General features: G+C 68.8%; 16 protein-coding genes. 9 read left to right on the forward strand and 7 right to left on the reverse strand.

What is annotated here, in order from left to right; all coding sequences use genetic code 11:
• The first annotated feature begins 12 nt into the window (after window positions 1-12).
• From ACFY3D_RS29280 to ACFY3D_RS29310, 7 genes are all read left to right on the forward strand, one after another.
• A complete protein-coding gene (locus ACFY3D_RS29280; RefSeq protein WP_389985124.1) occupies window positions 13-1434 on the forward strand; it encodes an amidohydrolase family protein in 1422 nt (473 codons plus the stop codon).
• Window positions 1435-1533: 99 nt separating this feature from the next.
• Window positions 1534-2703 carry a sugar ABC transporter substrate-binding protein gene (locus tag ACFY3D_RS29285; protein WP_389985127.1) on the forward strand — a complete coding sequence of 390 codons (1170 nt, stop codon included), beginning with the start codon at window positions 1534-1536 and terminating at the stop codon, window positions 2701-2703.
• The gene (locus tag ACFY3D_RS29290; protein WP_389985130.1) at window positions 2704-4254 is read left to right on the forward strand and encodes a sugar ABC transporter ATP-binding protein; all 1551 of its coding nucleotides are present in this window, start codon (window positions 2704-2706) and stop codon (window positions 4252-4254) included. It begins immediately after the preceding gene.
• 59 nt (window positions 4255-4313) lie between these two features.
• Window positions 4314-5294, forward strand: coding sequence for an ABC transporter permease (locus tag ACFY3D_RS29295; protein WP_389985133.1), 981 nt, complete (start codon window positions 4314-4316; stop codon window positions 5292-5294).
• Window positions 5291-6238, forward strand: a complete 948-nt coding sequence (locus tag ACFY3D_RS29300) for an MBL fold metallo-hydrolase (protein ID WP_389985136.1) — start codon at window positions 5291-5293, stop codon at window positions 6236-6238. The genes ACFY3D_RS29295 and ACFY3D_RS29300 overlap by 4 nt, the downstream gene beginning before the upstream one ends.
• 17 nt (window positions 6239-6255) lie before the next feature.
• Entirely contained in the window at window positions 6256-7773 is a 1518-nt protein-coding gene (locus ACFY3D_RS29305; RefSeq protein ID WP_389985139.1) for a class I adenylate-forming enzyme family protein, read from the forward strand.
• A 103-nt stretch (window positions 7774-7876) separates the two neighbouring features.
• Window positions 7877-8932, forward strand: a complete 1056-nt coding sequence (locus ACFY3D_RS29310) for a phosphotransferase (RefSeq protein ID WP_389985142.1) — start codon at window positions 7877-7879, stop codon at window positions 8930-8932.
• 14 nt (window positions 8933-8946) lie between these two features.
• On the opposite strand, the gene ACFY3D_RS29315 is transcribed toward ACFY3D_RS29310, so the two are convergent.
• From ACFY3D_RS29315 to ACFY3D_RS29345, 7 genes are read right to left on the reverse strand one after another with little or no spacing between them, the layout of a single operon-like run.
• The gene (locus ACFY3D_RS29315) at window positions 8947-9993 is read right to left on the reverse strand and encodes a glycosyltransferase (RefSeq protein WP_389985145.1); all 1047 of its coding nucleotides are present in this window, start codon (window positions 9991-9993) and stop codon (window positions 8947-8949) included.
• Window positions 9990-10874: a PIG-L deacetylase family protein gene (locus ACFY3D_RS29320; RefSeq protein ID WP_389985148.1), complete on the reverse strand. Its 885-nt coding sequence runs from the start codon at window positions 10872-10874 to the stop codon at window positions 9990-9992. The genes ACFY3D_RS29315 and ACFY3D_RS29320 overlap by 4 nt, the downstream gene beginning before the upstream one ends.
• A gap of 12 nt (window positions 10875-10886) precedes the next feature.
• Window positions 10887-11621: a glycosyltransferase gene (locus ACFY3D_RS29325; RefSeq protein ID WP_389985151.1), complete on the reverse strand. Its 735-nt coding sequence runs from the start codon at window positions 11619-11621 to the stop codon at window positions 10887-10889.
• Entirely contained in the window at window positions 11614-12513 is a 900-nt protein-coding gene (locus ACFY3D_RS29330; RefSeq protein ID WP_389985154.1) for a phosphotransferase, read from the reverse strand. Before ACFY3D_RS29330 ends, ACFY3D_RS29325 begins: the two co-directional genes overlap by 8 nt.
• The gene (locus tag ACFY3D_RS29335) at window positions 12510-13400 is read right to left on the reverse strand and encodes a glycosyltransferase (protein ID WP_389985157.1); all 891 of its coding nucleotides are present in this window, start codon (window positions 13398-13400) and stop codon (window positions 12510-12512) included. The genes ACFY3D_RS29330 and ACFY3D_RS29335 overlap by 4 nt, the downstream gene beginning before the upstream one ends.
• 2 nt (window positions 13401-13402) lie before the next feature.
• On the reverse strand, window positions 13403-14017 hold the full coding sequence (locus tag ACFY3D_RS29340; RefSeq protein WP_389985160.1) for a hypothetical protein: 615 nt from the start codon (window positions 14015-14017) through the stop codon (window positions 13403-13405).
• Window positions 14014-15102: an adenosylhomocysteinase gene (locus tag ACFY3D_RS29345; protein ID WP_389985164.1), complete on the reverse strand. Its 1089-nt coding sequence runs from the start codon at window positions 15100-15102 to the stop codon at window positions 14014-14016. The genes ACFY3D_RS29340 and ACFY3D_RS29345 overlap by 4 nt, the downstream gene beginning before the upstream one ends.
• Before the next feature lie 293 nt (window positions 15103-15395).
• On the opposite strand from ACFY3D_RS29345, the gene ACFY3D_RS29350 reads away from it, so the two are divergent.
• Together ACFY3D_RS29350 and ACFY3D_RS29355 are read left to right on the forward strand one after the other, a co-directional pair.
• Window positions 15396-16697, forward strand: coding sequence for a helix-turn-helix domain-containing protein (locus tag ACFY3D_RS29350; RefSeq protein WP_389985167.1), 1302 nt, complete (start codon window positions 15396-15398; stop codon window positions 16695-16697).
• Window positions 16698-16721: 24 nt separating this feature from the next.
• Window positions 16722-17081, forward strand: coding sequence for a hypothetical protein (locus ACFY3D_RS29355; RefSeq protein WP_389985170.1), 360 nt, complete (start codon window positions 16722-16724; stop codon window positions 17079-17081).
• The last annotated feature ends 395 nt before the right edge of the window (window positions 17082-17476 follow it).

The following is a 17476-nucleotide window of genomic DNA, read 5'->3' on the forward strand; positions in this document are numbered from 1 at the left end:
AAAGGCAAGTAGTTGAGCACTTACGTCCTTACCGGCGCTCATGTGGTCGTCGGCGATCCCCGGCTCCGTCAATTCCAGAAGGTCGACCTCGAGATCACCGATGGCATCATCACCAAGATCGGGGACGATCTCGCGCGTGCCGGAGTCGAGGTGCGCGACGTCTCCTGGGCCTGGATCCTTCCGGGCTTCGTGGACACGCACCACCACCTCTGGCAGGCGACGATGCGAGCGCTGACGTCCGACTTCACGCTCGACGACTACTTCTGGACGATCCGCCGCAACCACTCCGGAAGTCATCGAGCAGTCGATGTCTACAACGGCACCTACGGCGGGGCCGCGAGCATGCTGGACGCCGGGACGACCTGCACGGTGGACTTCTCGCACTGCATCGTGACGCCGGAACACGCCGATGCGGGCGTCACCGCCATCAAGGACTCGGGCATCCGTGCCGTCTGGTGCTACGGGTTCTACAACCAGCCGGTCGACGACCCCTGGTTCACGAGCCCCGAGCAGCGTTACGACGACGCTCGCCGGATCCGATCCACCTACTTCAGCGGTGATGACGACCGAGTGCGGTTCGGTGTCTCCCCGCACGAGATGGCCCGCGTGCCGTTCGAGCAGATCGCCCAGGAGATCCGGATGGGCGCAGAACTGGACGGTCTGGTCCATCCGCACACCAACACCCGGTGGCGACCGGGCCACCGGTCCGACATCCAGCAGTGGCACGAAGCCGGACTGCTCTGGGAGAAGCAACTCCACTCGCACTGCAACTGCGCCGACGCCGACGACCTCAAGATCCTCGCCGACGTCGGATGTGCCGTCTCCTCGACGCCGGAGACCGAAGTCGGCATGGGACTGGGCTACACGGTCCTGCGCGCCGCGGACCGCGCCGGAGTGACGACAGGGCTCGGCGCCGACATCCAGTCGAACAACTCGCCCGATCTGTTCACCGCCATGCGACTCGCCCTCGCCAGCGAGCGAGGCCGCTACCACCAGCCGGTCATCGAGGCCGAGGGCACCTCGGCGCTCGACGGCGTCGCGTTGAAGACCGAGGACGTCCTTCACTTCGCGACCCTGGGTGGCGCTCGTGGCCTCGGACTCGGCGACGTCTGCGGCTCGATCGAGGTGGGCAAGGCAGCCGACCTCCTGCTGATCAGGGCGGACACGCCCCGGCTGCACCCGATCGTCGATCCGATCAATGCCATCGTCATGCACGTGACGGTCGCCGACATCGACACGGTGATGGTCGGCGGCGACATCGTCAAGGAAGGCGGCCGGCTGCTCCCGTCGATTTCCCGCAAGGCGATCGAAGGGCTCGACGAGTCCGGAGCGTGGGTCGACGAGGTGGTGCGCACCGGCGCGGGCTGGACCCCCGAGAGACCCGAATGGATGGGTACCGAGCGTGAGCACCACGTCTCGAACGCCGGCGAGTAAGACCGGCGGCACAGAACCTTCCAGGGGGCCAGCTCGATATCACCTCGTCGGCCGACACGACCGTCTCGGCAGGTCGAGCACGCTCATAAGGAGACAGAAATGAAGAAAACTCGGGCGATCCTCACGACGGTCACCGCGGCCGCCGTCCTGGCGGCATGCGGCTCCGGCGAATCGAACAGCACGGCGTCGGCCGACAGGACGACCAGCGCCGATGTCATCGCCGCCGCACAGAAGGTGACGGCGGAGAATCTCGCCGGCACCGATCGGGCGCTGCCTGCCGACGGCCCGAAGGCCCAGCCGGGCAAGACGGTCTGGGCCATCGCGTGCTCGACCGTGGCGCCGGGCTGCAGCATGCCGGCGCAGGGATTCGTCGAGGCGGGCAAAGCACTCGGCTGGAAGACCACCCTCGCCAACGGCAAGCTCGATCCCTCGGTGTACAACGCCCAGGTCCGAGCCGCGGTCGCGGCGAAGGCCGACGCGCTCGTGCTGTTCGGGATCGACTGCGCACCGGTCAAGGGCGCGGTCGAAGCAGCCAAGGAGGCCGGCACCAAGGTCTTCGCGGCCAACGCACTCGACTGTGACGACAAGTACGCAGCCGGAAACGGAACAGCGCTCTTCGACGGTCAGCTCGTCTGGGGCCCCGACAATACCGACTACGCCACCTTCACCGACAAGTACGTCGGGCCCGGCCAGGCCGACTGGGTGATCGCCAAGACGGAGGGCAAGGCGAACATCATCCAGCTCCGTCAGGACGACTCGGCCGGCACGCGGCACATCGGTGAGTCGGCGTACGAGCGCTTGAAAAGCTGTGGCGGCTGCACGGTGACGATCCTCTCCTACACCGGAGCGGATCTCGCGACCGGCAAGCTTCAGGGAAAGGTCTCGGCCGCGCTCCAGAAGGCCCCGAACGCGAACGTCGTGACCGTGCCCGTCGACGCGGCGATCTCGCTGGGGGTGGGCACCGCGGTGCAGCAAGCGCGAGCCGGCGGCCGCGAGATCCTGCTCGTCGGCCAAGAGGGTGTCCCCGCGTCGGTCAAGCTCATCAAGGACGGCACCCAGTCGTTCGCACTCGGACGGCCCTGGCGCTGGACCGGCTGGGCGACCGCCGACGGGGTGAACCGCATGTTCGCCGGTGAGCGTGCCGTTGACGCCGGGTTCGGCTTCGGCAGCATGGACGCCGACCACCTGCCGAAGGTCGACACGTACGACGGCAACAAGCCGGATGCGCCGTACATCGCCAACTACAAGCGGATCTGGGGTGTGTCGTAGGTGGGGCAGGCACTCCCCTCGGTCGTCGCTCCGGCCAGCGCCCTCGCTCTGGCCGGAGTGACCAAGAGCTTCCCGGGAATGCGGGCACTCGACGACGTGACGTTCTCCATCACACCGGGCCGATTCCACTCACTCGTGGGTGGCAACGGCTCGGGCAAGTCGACCCTGATCAAGATTCTGGCCGGGGTCTACCGCGCTGATCCGGGCGGGACGATCACGGTCGGGCCGCACTCGCGCGATGCCGACGGCATCACCCCTGCCTGGTCCCATCAGGCCGGCATTCGCTTCGTCCATCAGGACCTGGGACTGTTCGGCGCCTTGAGCGTCACGGAGAACCTGCTGGGACGGGATCTGCCACGGATGTACGGAGCGATCGACTGGCGGAGGGCACACGACGAGGCGCAGAGCGTGCTCGACCGGCTCGGTGTCCCGGTGACGGCGCGCCGCTCCGTACACGACCTCCGTCCGGCAGAGGCCACCCTGGTGGCGATCTCACGTGGGCTGCGCGACGCGGACACGACCGGAGTCAACCTCCTGGTACTCGACGAGCCGACGGCTCGCCTCCCCCACGCCGAGGTCGATGAGCTGCTCGACCGGCTCGATGCTCTCGTGGCCGACGGCCAGACCATCCTCTACGTGAGCCATCGCCTCGACGAGGTGCTGGACCACAGCCACTCGGTGACGGTGCTCCGCGACGGCGTCCACCGGACGACCCGATCCATGGAAGGTCTCGACCGACGCCAGTTGACCAGCTTGATCGTCGGTGAGGAGCGCGGCATCCTCGAGAAGCGCGCCTCCGCAAAGGCCGATCGAGCGGCTGCTCCGATCCTGCGGGTCGAGGGACTCACCGGAGGTCCCCTGCGCGGCGTCGACCTTGAAGTCCGTCCCGGAGAGATCGTCGCGGTGGCAGGGCTGGTCGGCTCCGGCCGGACATCGCTGCTTGAGACGATCTTCGGCGTCCACGGTTACGCGGCCGGCCGGGTCGTGCTCGGCGACCGCCCGATCCGCCGTGGCCGCATCGGAGCGGCGATCCGCAACGGCGTGGCATACGTGCCCGAGGACCGGGCCCGGCACAGCGCGTTCCGCGACCTCGGCCTGGAGATGAACCTCTCGGCCGCCGGCCTCGACCGCTACCAGCGGAAAGGGTTCTTCCGCCGGCGGCAGGAGCTCCGAGACGCGGTGTCCGACATCGCCCGGTTCTCAATCCGTACGGCGGCTCCCGACACCGCGATGGTCAACCTGTCCGGCGGCAACCAGCAGAAGGCCGTACTGGCCCGGTGGCTACGCCAGGATCCGAAGCTCCTGCTGCTCGACGAACCGACGCAGGGAGTCGACGTCGGGGCACGTGCCGAGATCTACGACCAGATCACAGACGTCGCCCGCGGCGGCGCCGGTGTGCTCCTGGTGAGCTCGGACCTCGACGAGTTGCTCCACCTCGCAGATCGCGTCTACGTGCTCGACGGCGGCACCCCGATCGCCTGCGCGACGGGGTCCGACATCACCCGCGACTGGGTCGTGCACGCCCTGTTCAACTCCGCGGAGGAAGAATGAGTACCACCTTGGCGACACATCCCCCCACCGACGGTCAATCCACCGAGCCGGGGAACGGGGTGACCAGCGTGACGCCGACGCGCTGGCTGTTGCACGTCGTCGAGCGATTCGGCCTGGTGCTCCTTCTGGTGGCCATCGCGGTGTTCTTCGCGCTCTGGCCCCAGACCTCGGGCACCTTCCCAACCGTGGCGAACATCCGCAACATCTTGGCCAACGAGTCGATCCTCGTCATCGTCGCTCTCGCCGCCCTGATCCCGCTCGTGGCCGAACACTTCGACCTCTCTGTCGGCGCCATCGTGATGGTCTCCTCCATCACGACGGCCAAGGTCGTGACAGAGCTGAACCTGCCGCTGGCGGTCGGCGTGCCGGCAGGCGTGCTGACGGGCTTGGTCATCGGGCTCGTGAACGGAGTGATCATCGCGTACTTCAACGCGAGTTCACTGGTCATCACCTTGGGCATGTCGACGCTGCTGGCAGGCGCGAGCTCGTACCTGGCCGGCGACACGACCTTGCTCGGCATCCCCGACGGCCTCGCCGCCTTCGGCAGCCAGTACTGGCTGGGTGTGCCCCGGCCCGTGTGGCTGCTGGTCGCCGTCGCCCTGGTCGTCGCATACGTGCTCGGCCTCACCGTGTTCGGCCGGACGCTACTGTCGATCGGCTCGAACCCGTCCGCGGCCCGGCTCGTGGGCCTTCCCGTCTCTCGATCAGTGATGCTGGCGTTCGCCGTCTCGGGGGCGCTTTCCGGGCTTGCGGGCGTGCTCCTGCTGGCACGTACGGGCAGCGCCGCGGCCGGCGTCGGCGCCGGGTACACACTGCCTGCGCTGGCGGCGATCTTCCTTGGGGCGACGACTATCAAACTGGGGCGATTCACCGTTCTGGGCACGCTGGTCGGCGTCTTCTTCGTCGCGATCAGCATCAACGGCCTGACCCTCGCCGGCGCCGACGACTGGGTCGAACCCGTCTTCAACGGCGCGGCGGTCGTCATCGCGGTCGCGGTGTCGGCGATTCTGGCCAAGCGCCGGCTGGGAAGTGTGCGATGAGCGCGCCCGGTCAGGCCGGCCCCCCGCTTCCCGACGGCCGCCTGGTGGAGGTCGCCGACGACGTCTATGCCTGGATTCAGCCGGACGGCACCTGGTGGATCAACAACGCGGGCTTCGTCGCCGGCGACACATCGATCGCGGTGGTGGACACCTGTACGACGGAACGACGCACGCGGGCGTTCCTGGGGGCCGTCGAGGCGGCCTGCCCGTCACGATCGCTGGCATACGCGATCAACACCCATCACCACGGCGATCACACCTACGGGAACTCCCTGCTGCCCGCCACGACGTGCCTGATCGGGCATGAGAACATGCGTGCCGGGCTGCTCGAGGACACGACACTCGGGTCGTTTCCCCGCTTCTGGGAGCCCAAGCCCGAGTTCGGCGACCTGACCCTGCGGGCGCCCGAGCTGACGATCGCCGGCGACATGTCGATCCACCTCGGCGATCGACAGGTGGACCTGCTGCACCCCGGATACACCGCGCACACCAATGGTGACCTGATCGTGTGGGTGCCTGACGTGGCGGTCCTGTTCACCGGTGACCTGTTGTTCCCGGGCCACACGCCGATGGTCATGGCGGGTAGGCCGTCCGGCGCGATCGACTCTCTCGGATGGATGGCCTCCCTTCAGCCGGAGGTCGTCGTGCCGGGCCACGGCGAGATCCTGGACGCCGCGGGGTTCGCGGAGACGATCGCGGAGCACGAGGCGTATTACCGTTTCGTGCTCGACGAGGGCCGGCGCGGCATGGCGGAGGGTCTGACTCCCCTGGGCGTGGCGCGGAGCGCCGACCTTTCGGAGTGGACGCACCTGCTCGATCCCGAGCGGTTCGTCCTGAACGTCCACGCCGCGTACGGCGAGCTGAGCGGCGAACCGGTGGTGCGATCGGCGGCTCTCGCGGACGCGGTGGAATGGCTCGGTCACCCGATCGTCACCCGGGTCTGATCGCGATGGGAGACGACGTGATCCTTCGTAACTACCTGTCGGCAGCCGTCCGGCGCCATGGTGCGCGCCCGGCGGTGGTGGCCGGCGGCCGGATCTGGTCGTACGCCGACCTGAACCGGATGTCGCGAGCCGTGGCCGGCCACCTCCAGGAGTGTGGCGTCGGCCCAGGAGATCCGGTGGCGATCATCTTGCGGAACGGAGTCGAGTACGTGGTGGCCGACTTGGCGATCACGTTGCTGGGTGCGGCGAAGGTGCCGGTGAACCTGATGCTGTCGACCGACGAGCAGGCCTACATCGTGGCCGACTCCGATGCCCGGGTGTGCCTGGTAGAGGCGGATCGACTGGATTCGGTCCACGCGGCGCGGGCTCTCGGCGCCGACCCGCAGGTGGTCGTCCACAGCGGGGACGGGGGACCGGGCTCGTGGGACGAGGCGGTCGCGCACGCTCCCCTGGCAGAGGAACCGGCCGTGCCACCGGAAGCCCACGCGCTGATCATGTACACGGGCGGCACGACCGGCCGGCCCAAGGGCGTGGTGCACACCCAGCGAGGCATCGCGGCCAACCTGTTGACGCACCTCGTCGAGATGGAAATCTTCGCGGAAGACGTCCTCCTGCTGACCTCGCCCTTGCCGCACAGTGCCGGATTCCTGCTCCAGGCGGCACTGACGAAGGGCGCGTCGGTGTTCGTCGAGGAAGGCTTCGAGGTCGACGTCGTACTTGAGCGCATCGGCCGCGATCGCGTCACCTATCTGTTCCTCGTGCCGACGATGATCTACCGCGTGCTCGATGCGGCGGAGAAGCGCACGGACGTGGACACCACCTCGGTGCGCACGATTCTCTATGGCGCCGCACCGATCGCCGTGGAGCGCCTGGAGCAGGGGCTGCGCACCTTCGGGCAGGTGTTCATGCAGCTGTACGGACAGTCGGAAGCGCCCAACTTCCTGACCCGGTTGCGCCGCGACGATCATCAGCCCGAACACGCCACGCACCGGTTGTCCAGTTGCGGGCAGGCCGTGGCCATGGCGCGGGTCGAGATCCACGACGACGACGGGGCGGTCTGCGGCTCGGGCGAGGTCGGTGAGATCGTCGCATTCACTCCGTACACGATGGAGGGCTACCTCAATCGTGCGGCCGAGACCGCCGAGGCGCTGCGCAGTGGCTGGCTGCACACCGGTGATCTGGGCTATCTCGATGACGACGGATATCTCTATCTCGTCGATCGCAAGAAAGACATGATCATCACAGGGGGGTTGAACGTGTACTCCGCCGAGGTCGAGCAGGTTCTCGCTCGCGTGCCCGGGGTACGGGAGGTGGCCGTGACCGGGATACCGCACCCGGACTGGGGCGAGGCGGTCGTCGGCTTCGTCGTGCCTGACCACCCCGACGTCAGTGCCGACGAGATCCGGTCGGCCGCACACGTAGCGCTCACGTCGTACAAACGGCCGAAGGAGGTCGTCATCGTGCCATCGCTGCCGGTGACCGCGGTCGGAAAGATCGACAAGAAGAAGCTGCGCCAAGAATGGGCTGGATGGTGATGGACCACTGATCATGCTGGAGGGAGACGTGCTGCTCATGACCCTCGGGCGGCTGGCCGAGCAAGAGCGGAAAAAGCGAAGGCTGTGGCGTAGCCTCGTGAGCGTGACTGATGAGGCCGCAGACGCACAGACATCCGGTCGGGGCCGAATCGCCGACCATGATCTCGCGGAGATCATGGCGGCGTTCGGCCTGGGGCAGGCACACCGGGCGGTGTTCCTGCCCGCAGGGATGATGAACCGCAACTGGCGTATCGAGGCCCCGGAGGGCGCCTTCGCGCTCAAAGAGATCGTCGACGTGCCTGTGCCCAAGGCACGGCGGAGCCTGAACGTGCTTCGAGTCCTGGCCGACGACGGCCTACCAGTGTGCGCGCCGCAGCTGACCGCCTCCGCTGACACGGTCGCCGACATCGACGGCCGGAGCTACTGCCTGCTGCCGTGGGCAGCAGGCTCCCACCGCACCGGCGCCGACCTGAGCAGCGGCGACGCCACAACCCTCGGCGCGCTCGTAGGCCGCATCCACCAGGCGCTCGCCACCTCCGGAACAAGGCTGGAGCTGCCGGCCGGGCAGCCCCGCGCGAAGGTGACCGCACCGGAGGCCGCAGACACTGAAGCCGACCGGTTCCTACAGGTCATCGCCGCCCTGGAGACGTCGACCCCGTTCGACACGGCAGCCGCCGAAGCGTTGAGGGAACGCAGGAGACTCCTGGCCGTACACGCCCACCAGCGCCCCGCCGATGAGGTGCCGCGCGGGCCGGTCGGCTGGACCCACGGCGACATCCAGCCGCTCAACATGCTGTGGGAGGACGGGGCGGTCACGGCGGTCCTCGACTGGGACCGGCTCGCAGTGCGCCCCTACAGCGAGGAAGTCGTACGCACCGCACAAGTCTGGTTCACCACCGGCGATGGCCGACTGGACCTGCAGCGGGTGGCGGCGTTCACCGCCGGATACCGGTCTGTGATGACCATCACCGGTGAGGCCCTGGCCGACGCCGTCGACAGGCTGTGGTGGAAACGCATGACGGACTACTGGCAGTTGCAGTGGCACTACGACAAGGACGACCACGGCCCGGATGAGCTGTGGGTCTCCGGTGAGCGGCTGCTGCACTGGTGGACCAGCCATCGCGACCAGGTGGCAGCCGCCTTCACATCATGCCCCTGAACAGCGGGAGCCGGTCACGGAAGGACGCCGGCCGCCGCCAGCTCCGGCAGGCACAGCCGGGTCATGGGGGCGGCCCGCCGCCATGCCGCTTCCCCGGCGTCGGTGAGCCGCTCCGGTGTCAAGGCATTGATGCGGGCCTTCCACGCAGCCGGGTCGTCCGGCGGGGCGACGCGGCCTGGATCGCCTATCGCCTCGGGGATGCCGCCCCGGGCCGAGCCGAGGGCCGGTAGCCGGGCGAGGCCGGCCTCTACGATGACGCGGGGAAAGGCGTCCTCGACCGTCGAGGGGACCAGCAGTAACCGGTGCCGCTCGTACAGGGTGTTCATGTCGTAGGTGCGGGGCACCCATGTGACGTTTGGGTAATGCTGGAACTCCGCTGAGGTGTCCCACCAGCCTTCCACCAGCGTGAACGTGCGGTGCGGCATCAGCCCGGCGAGGCGGTGCACCAGCTCGGAGCCCTTGGCCGGCACCGGGTTCACCATCAGCAGGTCCCGGCCGCGGGCGGCCGTCTCGCGGGCCTGGTAGCGCTGGAACGGCGGGTAGAACAGCACGGCCGCCTGCCCGGCCGGTGTGCGCTGCAGCACGAACCAGGAGGTGGCCAGCGCGACGTGCGGCCGGCCGTCCAGCACGTGCATGCCTGTCTTCGACACCGAGTGCAGCCACCCGGCGACCTTCGCCCGGCCCCGGGCGGCTACCGCGATCTCCGCCGAACCCTCCTGGCACGTGATCACCAGGTCAGGCCGTACCTGGCCGAGCAGCGTGTGCAAGGCGGAGTCCAGGCGGTCGCGTGACACCGCGCGAACCTCCACCCCGTGCCAGGTGTAGCGCAGTTCCCTCGACCGGTCGTGATGCTCGTACGGCACGCCTTGCGCCCGCAGGTGGGTCAGCATGCCAGGCAGTTCGCTGGCGCTGCCCCAGGGCGGTTCGTGCGACGCGAGGTAGACGGTCCGCCAGCCAGCCGCGGCGAACTCCTCAGCGAGTAGTTGCTGCGACACCTCGGCGCCGCCGATGAGGAACGGCGGCGGGATGCGCCGCCAGGCGAACAGCACCGTGCCCGTCATGGCTGCTCCGTCCGGTAAAATCGCTCGGCGTACGACGCCGGACCGGCGGCGGGCCGTAGCTCGTGTGCTGTCGTCCAGGCGTACCGAAGGGGCCGCCACATGCCTTCCAAGGGGTGCAACTGGGAGGCGTGCAGGTACAGCAGCGTGAGCTTGTCCAAGGCGGCGGGGGTGATGTCGACGAGCTCGGCCCGCATGCTGCCTCGGGTGCGCTGCCGGAACAGGTGCCGGTCGTCGAACGACAGGGCGTAGGTCTGCCAGAAGGCGACGTCTTCCCAGAACCAGGTACAGCCGAGGCGGCGGGCCGCCTCGTGCGCGATCAGGTGATCGGGGTGGCGGGTCACCGCGGCCGGCGCGAGCAGCTCGGTCTCGCCGAGCCCGGCCAGGGTCCGCTGCAGGTCCGCGCTCACCTCATCGAGCAACCGCGGATCATAGGGCCCATACGGCGCGTCGGCGTCTCGGTATCCCAGCAGGACCCGCTTGGCGTCCAGGGGTAGGAGAGCCTGCCGGGACTCCTCCGCTCGCAGCTTCGACACCGCGTCCTCTGTCGGGTGGTCGGCGAGCGCGCGGGGGTGGGCGGTGGTCGACCGGGTGAACACCGTCACGACGGTCAGCGGGCGAGGCCGGGTCAGCAACAAGCCAGACGCCGACAGGGCCACATCGTCGTGGTGCGGTTCAATCACCACCAGTGGCCCGCCGGACGGCCGACGCCGCTCGATCAGGTAGGTGTGGCCGCCGTACGGTGCCTTCACCCGTGTCACGGTGTCATCGCCGGCCGCCAGACGGGCGGCGAGGTCCTCCTGATGGGCGTGGTGAGCAGCGGCAAGATCAGCGGGGAAGGTGTAGACGCCGGTCGCGTCCGGCGCGGGAAGTAGTCGCGTCACGAAGTCTCCTGATCAGCGAACGGTCGTGTCGTACCAGTGCCGCCAAAAGCGGCGGGAGGAGCGCAGCAGGTTCGCGGTGATCGGGTTGCACCACCAGTACATGCGCCAGCTCGACCACGTCTCGAACCGGCGGTTGGACGGACGCACCCGCAGGTGCGGCAGGTAGGTCACCGGTTGGCCGCGCAGCTCGCCGAGCTTGGTCAGACGGGCGAAGAACTCCACGTCTTCGCTCATGTACAGCTCTGGCCGGTAACCGCAGACGGCGAAGAACGCCTCGCGGGTGCAGAACTGGGTGACGCCCTGGGCGCCGCCTCGGTGGCGCCGGTACAGTGCCCAGGCCCACACCAGCAGGCGGGTGCCGCGCTTGGTGGGTTCGTACTCGGGCTGGATCGCACCGCCGACACACCACCTCAACGTCATCGCCTGCATGGCGTCGCGGATCCCGTACAGGGGAAACTCCACATCGGCGTCGATGAACACCAGGTAATCGCCCTGGGCGGCGGTCGCGCCGGCGTTGCGGGCCCGGCCGATGCCGCGCTCGGGTTCGGTGACGACCCGGGCGCCGAGCCTGGCGGCTACCGCGGCGGTCGCGTCGGTACTGGCGTTGTCGACGACGATCACCTCGCCGCGCAGGCCGGTGCTGGTCTCCCACACTTCCAGGGACGCCAGCACGCTCGGCAGGTATTTGGGCAGGTAGTGCTCTTCGTTGTATGCGGGGATCACCACCGACACGGTCGGTTCATCCACGGTCGCAGGTTCCTTCCTTGTCCGGGCCGGGGTAGCGGGCGAGGGCGAGCTGCAGCCGGGCCTGCCATAGCGCGGCGTCCCTGCCTTCATGCCGTGCGGCCCACCGCCATCCGCGCAACGCGTGGAAGGTGACCAGGTCACCTAGTCGGCGCGGCGACAGGGGCCTGCCGTAGCCGGCGCAGATCGCGTTCAGTTCGGGCGGGGTGAGAGCGTCGGTGGTCACCGCCGTCTGAGCGATGTCCCATTCGGGTGGGGCGAGCGCGGACTGCTCGAAGTCGACCAGGTACGGCCGCTGGCCGGTCAGGATGACGTTTTCCGGGTGCAGGTCGCCGTGGCACCACACGACCTCACCGGCCGGCATCTCGGCGACCCGTTCCAACTGCTCCCCAGCGGCCTCCACCAGCGGGGCGGGCAGGTAGGCGCGCAGGTCGGCAATCTCCCGCCTGCCCCCGACTGCGGTGATGAGCGGCCCCGGGGCAGGCCGTGGGGTGGTGTGGAAAGCCGCGAGAAGCCGTCCCAGCAGGGTCAGTTGCTCGGTGCGGGTGATGCCGCCGGTACGGCCGACCTGCCCCAGGGTAAACGGTCCGAGATCGTTCATGACGACGGCCGCAGCGTTCCGATCAGGTACGGCGCCGCACGCGAGCAGGTGAGGCACGCCGAACCCGGCCGCGCCGGTGAGGGACCGCAGGGCGTAAGCCTCCTTGTGTGCTTTCCAGTGCGCTCCCACGGCCCATACCTTCACGATGGCCTGCGTGACGGGCCGGTCAGGGAGGGTCACCCGGTACACGGCCGCGTGCGGGGCGGCACTCACCGGGTGCACGCTCACCGGGGTGATCTCCAGCAGGGCGCGGCAGGCGGCTTCGGCCACCTCGGCGGCCTGCACGGCGATCATCTGCGTCCCCAGCGTGGGGCGTCGAGGGTGAGGTCGCCGAGCCGGCCCAGAGTCCGCATGGTGGCGGTCAGATGAGTCCGGTACACGCGGGTGTGCTCGGTCGGGGGGCACGTGGGGAGCCAGGGTTTCTGGCTGCCCACGAAGTGCAGCAGCGCCAGGTCGCCTGGGTGGGGGTTTCGGGTGGTGTAGCGGCGCGTCCAGTTGCTGCGGTCGAGGAACCGGGCGAGCTCGTAGGTGTTGAACCGTCCGGGCACCGGGTGGGCGGCGTCGGAGCTGAGCAGCCACAGGTTCAGGGCGTCCTGGTCGTTGTGGAAGATGTAGCGGCCCTGGGTCGTCAGGACGCGGCCCACGCCGGCCCGAACGGTGGCGAGCAGTTCGACCGGCGCCCACCACATCCCGCTGTTGTAGTACGGCTGGCCCGCCAGGTCCGGCCGGTCGGCGGTGAGGCCGGGCAGGGCCAGGCCGCGGCCGACCGCCGGGATGAACTCGTCGGCCACCAGGCCGAGCCGGTACTTGCCCAGCGTGTGCAGGGGCGGGGTGATGTCGTCGACGGCGAGGGTGTCAGCGTCGACGTAGATCAGATAAGGGCGGCCCACGAACGCGGGAGTGAACTGGAACCGCAGGTAGGCGGTGATCGTGATGTAGTCGTCGTCCACGAGTAGCGCTTGACGCATCGGCCGTACCCACGCCAGGTCGAACGACCCGAACCCGACGCGGGCCGCGAGGTCGGCCATGGTGGCGGCGTGCTGACGTGTCAGGTCCAAGGTGAGGACCCGTACCGCCGCTTCCCGCCGGGCGGCTGGCGGCAAGGTGCCGGCCAAGGACTCCATCGCCACCAAGGAGGGCAGCAGGTACTGCTCGTCGACGCAGAACCCGAAAGCGAACACCGTCACCACCTCCCCGTCCGGGTGACCGCGGCCTGGGTGATGTGAGTCAACGCCGCTTCCACGACCTCGCCCCGGCCGCGGCTGGCGTCCAGCCGTACGCAGCGCGCAGCGATCGGGGCAGCGAAGTGGTCGTTGAAGTGGGCGGCGAACAGCGGGTCGTAGTACATGGGCGGCAGGCCGGGCCGAGTGGTGGCGCGTGCGGCCAGCACTGCGGGGTCCGCGGCCAGCAGCAGCGTCAGGTCGGGCACCACCGCGGCGTCGGCCGAGATCCGCTCGGCGACCATGACGCGAGCACGGGCGGCGGCGTTCAGTCCTTGGATGCGGCCGACGGCGCCCAGATGCGCCAGCAGCGTGTCAACGCTGCGGTCCATGATGACCGCGCCGTCGCGGGCGAGCGCGGCGCGAGCTCGCCGGGCGCGCTCCTCCTCGATCGCGAAGTGCGCGGTCAACGCCGCCAGTTGCTCAGCTTCGGTGGCCGCCACGGGTACACCGAGAACCGACGGGTCGTCAGCCACGTAGTAGTAACAGCCGATCGTTTCCCAGCCGAACCGGCCAGCTAGGTCCGCTGCAAGGGTGGTCTTGCCGGTGCAGCTCACTCCCTCAACCGCGATGATCATCGTGTGGGTGCCTTTCCGAACCCGCAGACCGCGGTGTCGTCGAGCGGCTGGAACGCCTCCACCCACGCGGCGGCGATGCGGGCGCGGACCGCCGTCGGCACCTCGTACAGGCCCGGGTCGTGGAGTTCGGTGGCCAGCCGCGCCGCCGCGGCGATGATCTCCGCTTTGATGAGGTGGATCGCCGGCCCGAGAGCCGAGGTGTGCAGGAAGTTGACGGCGTTGCCGCCGCCCAGCAGCAGGAACGACCGGCCCGAACGGGTGTAGCGGACCACCCCGGGTATCAGTTCGGTGCTGGTGAACGCAGCCGCTGGGTCGTGCAGGCCGGCCAGGTCGAACTCATCGTCGCCGGATGTCGCCCCGGCCAGGACGGCGCCGTCGCGCAGCAGCGTCAGGTGCTGCATGCCGATGGCGCGGCTGCCGGTCGCGCTGACCACCAGGTCCGCGGCTGCTATCGCGTCAGGCAGTCTCGCCCAGCCGTATCCGATCGAGATGGCCTGGGCCTGGCGGACCGGGTCGGTGTCGAGCACCGTCACCCGCACGTGCCGGGCGTGCAGGGCTGCCGCGATCCCGGCGCCGATCTTCCCGAAGCCGAGCACGCACGCCTGCCGTCCGGGGAGCACCTCGCCCAGCCGGCGCAGCAGCGACTCGGTGGAGAACACGATCGCCTCGCCCACGAGACGGTCCTCGGGCTCCTTGAGCGGGCTGCGGGCCACCGTGTAAACGGGGCACGGCAGCCTCGGCAGAGCAAGGTAGCGGCGCAGGCCGTTCTCGGTGTCCTCCACCACCCCGGCGATGCGTCCCGGCAGGGCCTCGCACACCGCGGCCAGCGCTGGCGCGAAGTATCCGCCGATGTCGGCCAGTACCAGCGGCCGGCCTGCGGCCCGGTCGTCCAGATACGCGGTCAGCCAGGCGGGGGCGGCGAAGTTGCTGCGGTTCAGCGGGTCGCACCGGTAGGACGCGGTGACCGCCTCCAGGGTGCGCCGATCGGCGGACTTGGGCTTGGGCAGTACCGCCGCGACGCTGGCGACGCGGTCCAGCACCGGCAGGAAGTCCATCTGACCGGGCAGCAGATGTGTGATCACCATGGTTGCCGCGTCGCTGGTGGGGAGATCCGCGGCCAGGTCGGCGAAGAAACTGTCCGCTGCGGCCCGCGCTCGGGTGGGAGGTGCGGCGACGGTGAAGGGGGCCCGCTCGGGTAAGGCAGACTGAGGCGTGCGCTCACGGTGAGGCATCGCAGGATTCCGTTCCGTCAAGGGTTAGTGGTCGCCAGCCAACCGGAGCGGCTGGGCACGAACCAGAGCGGTCATGATGCATCAGTGACGCATCGGTGACGCATCGCGTATGCTGACGTCGGCAAACAGCGTGCCCTGGAGGTCTTGTGACGACCAGACGGCAACACCTCGCGGAGCGGAGAAGATCCCTGGGCTACACCCAGGAGTCGTTTGCCGAACATGTGGGGGCCGATCGGTCAACCATCGCCCGATGGGAACGCGGGGAATGTGAGCCGCTGCCCTTCGTCCGCCCAAAGCTCGCGATGCTGCTCCAGGTGACCCCGGCAGAGCTCGATGCTCTTCTCAACCCCTCCACCGAGGATCTGGCTTCCTCCCCCTCCTTGCTGGGGCGGTCCATCACCGGCCTGGCCGTGCCCGCGCCTGGCACGAATCTGAGTGAATGTGACGATATGAACCGTCGTGAACTGCTTCGCCTGCTAAGCGTCACGGGGACGCTTGTGGCGCTGCCTCAGCTCGACAGCACCGACGCCGCCTGGGCGGCGCCGTCGGTGGCCGCTTCCGACCTCGTCCAGTACGAGCAGCTCAACGCCCATCTATGGCAGGTGTTCAGCCTGTCGCCGTCCAAACGCTTGGTCTACCCAGTGGTCGGCCAGCAGCTTCGTGTGCTGGCCACGCGCCTGGAGCAGGCCCGCACTGGCGTCGTCTACCAGCGGCTGTGCGCCCTCACCGGGGACCTGTTCCAGCTGGCCGGGGAGATCTTCTTCGATGGCAACCGGTACACCGACGCCGCACACTGCTACACCCTGGCCGTTGATGCCAGCAAAGCGGCCGACGCCCATGATCTATGGGCATGCGCGTTGACCCGCCACGCGTTCATCAGCATGTACGAGCGTCGTTTCGCCGAGGCCGTCTCCGTGCTGTCGGCGGCGGCCCGCGTCGCCGTCCAAGGCGATAGCCACCTGTCGACCCGTCACTGGGTCGCGGCTGTCCAGGCCCAGGCGTTCGCCGGTCTCGGCGACCTGGACGCCTGCAACCGGGCACTGGAGGCCGCTGATGAGGTGCTGACACTCACCGGACCAGGGACCAGCAGCGGGTGGCTGCGTTTCGACGGCTCTCGTCTGGCCGAGGAACGTGGCACCTGCTACCTCGAACTCGGCCGGGCAGACCTCGCGGAAGGCCCGCTCTTCGAGGCCCTGGGCCAGGCGGTGTCTCTGCGGCAACAGGGAAGCGTTCTGACCGACTTGGCCATGCTCGGTATTCAGCGCGGCGACCTGGACCAGGCGTTGCACTACGGCGGCGCGGCCATCACGCTCGCCGAGCAGACCCAGTCGGCCGGTTACGTCGGCCGTAAACTGCAGATCTTGAATACGCAGCTCGCCCCGTTCATGGCGGACAATCGTGTCGCGCAGTTCACCGACCACATCTCTCGACTTGCGCGTATTGCCTGACAATGAGAGGACACTGTGCCAACCATGACGGATGAGCAGGGCCGGATCTTCCGTGCGGCGTGGATCGCCGGAGTCCACAAGCACTACCCAGGTGAGCCAAAGCCTGGCTACGTCACTCCCTGGGAGGACACCCCGGACTGGGAGCGGCAGGCCGCGGTGGCCGTGTTCGGGCAGGTGCGGGACTTCATCACGGTCAGCGGAGGCATGACTGCCAAGCTGACTCGCGCTCAGAAGGGCCGATTCGTAGCGTTGTGCTGGATCGCGCAGATCTACAAGCACATCGAAGACCCGAAGTCGTCCTACGTCGCCGACTGGGACGACCTGCCCGAGTGGCAGAAGGAGACCGACGCCGACATCTTCGAGCGCATCGAAACGCAGGCGTAGCGCCGTACGCGGGAAGGTGAGATAGGGGCCCCGCCCTTGCCGTCGCGTGACCTGAACGACGCGACGGCCGGGCGATGTAAGGCGCGGCGGCACGGCATAGGGGGTCCGACACCGCCGCGCCGACTCAAACGGGTGGCGCCCCGAGGTCAGGAGTTGACACGCAGGACGCGGGCGATCGCGTCAGCGGCGGGCACGATGCCCTCGCCGGCACCGAAGCGCTCGGTTTCAGGATCGCCGGCACCGCGGAACTCGCTGTGAGCTTCCCCAGTAGTCCGGACACCGGCGGTGTGCCATCAGGCTCTGCCAGGAACCCGGCATCGACCGGACCGAGCGCACGCCCAAGCCGTTCGGCCAGCGCAGCGGCTATGAATTCCGGGACATGGCCTCGCGGGTGC

The organism is Streptosporangium sp. NPDC000509 (assembly GCF_042898365.1).
Taxonomy (GTDB): domain Bacteria; phylum Actinomycetota; class Actinomycetes; order Streptosporangiales; family Streptosporangiaceae; genus Streptosporangium.

What these genes read in the sequence shown, in the direction of transcription:
- ACFY3D_RS29285 (WP_389985127.1), top strand. Translation starts at nt 1,534, where the DNA reads ATGAAGAAAACTCGGGCGATCCTCACGACGGTCACCGCGGCCGCCGTC.
- ACFY3D_RS29300 (WP_389985136.1), top strand. Translation starts at nt 5,291, where the DNA reads ATGAGCGCGCCCGGTCAGGCCGGCCCCCCGCTTCCCGACGGCCGCCTG.
- ACFY3D_RS29315 (WP_389985145.1), bottom strand. Translation starts at nt 9,993, where the DNA reads ATGACGGGCACGGTGCTGTTCGCCTGGCGGCGCATCCCGCCGCCGTTC.
- ACFY3D_RS29330 (WP_389985154.1), bottom strand. Translation starts at nt 12,513, where the DNA reads ATGATCGCCGTGCAGGCCGCCGAGGTGGCCGAAGCCGCCTGCCGCGCC.
- ACFY3D_RS29340 (WP_389985160.1), bottom strand. Translation starts at nt 14,017, where the DNA reads ATGATCATCGCGGTTGAGGGAGTGAGCTGCACCGGCAAGACCACCCTT.
- ACFY3D_RS29345 (WP_389985164.1), bottom strand. Translation starts at nt 15,102, where the DNA reads ATGGTGATCACACATCTGCTGCCCGGTCAGATGGACTTCCTGCCGGTG.
- ACFY3D_RS29355 (WP_389985170.1), top strand. Translation starts at nt 16,722, where the DNA reads ATGACGGATGAGCAGGGCCGGATCTTCCGTGCGGCGTGGATCGCCGGA.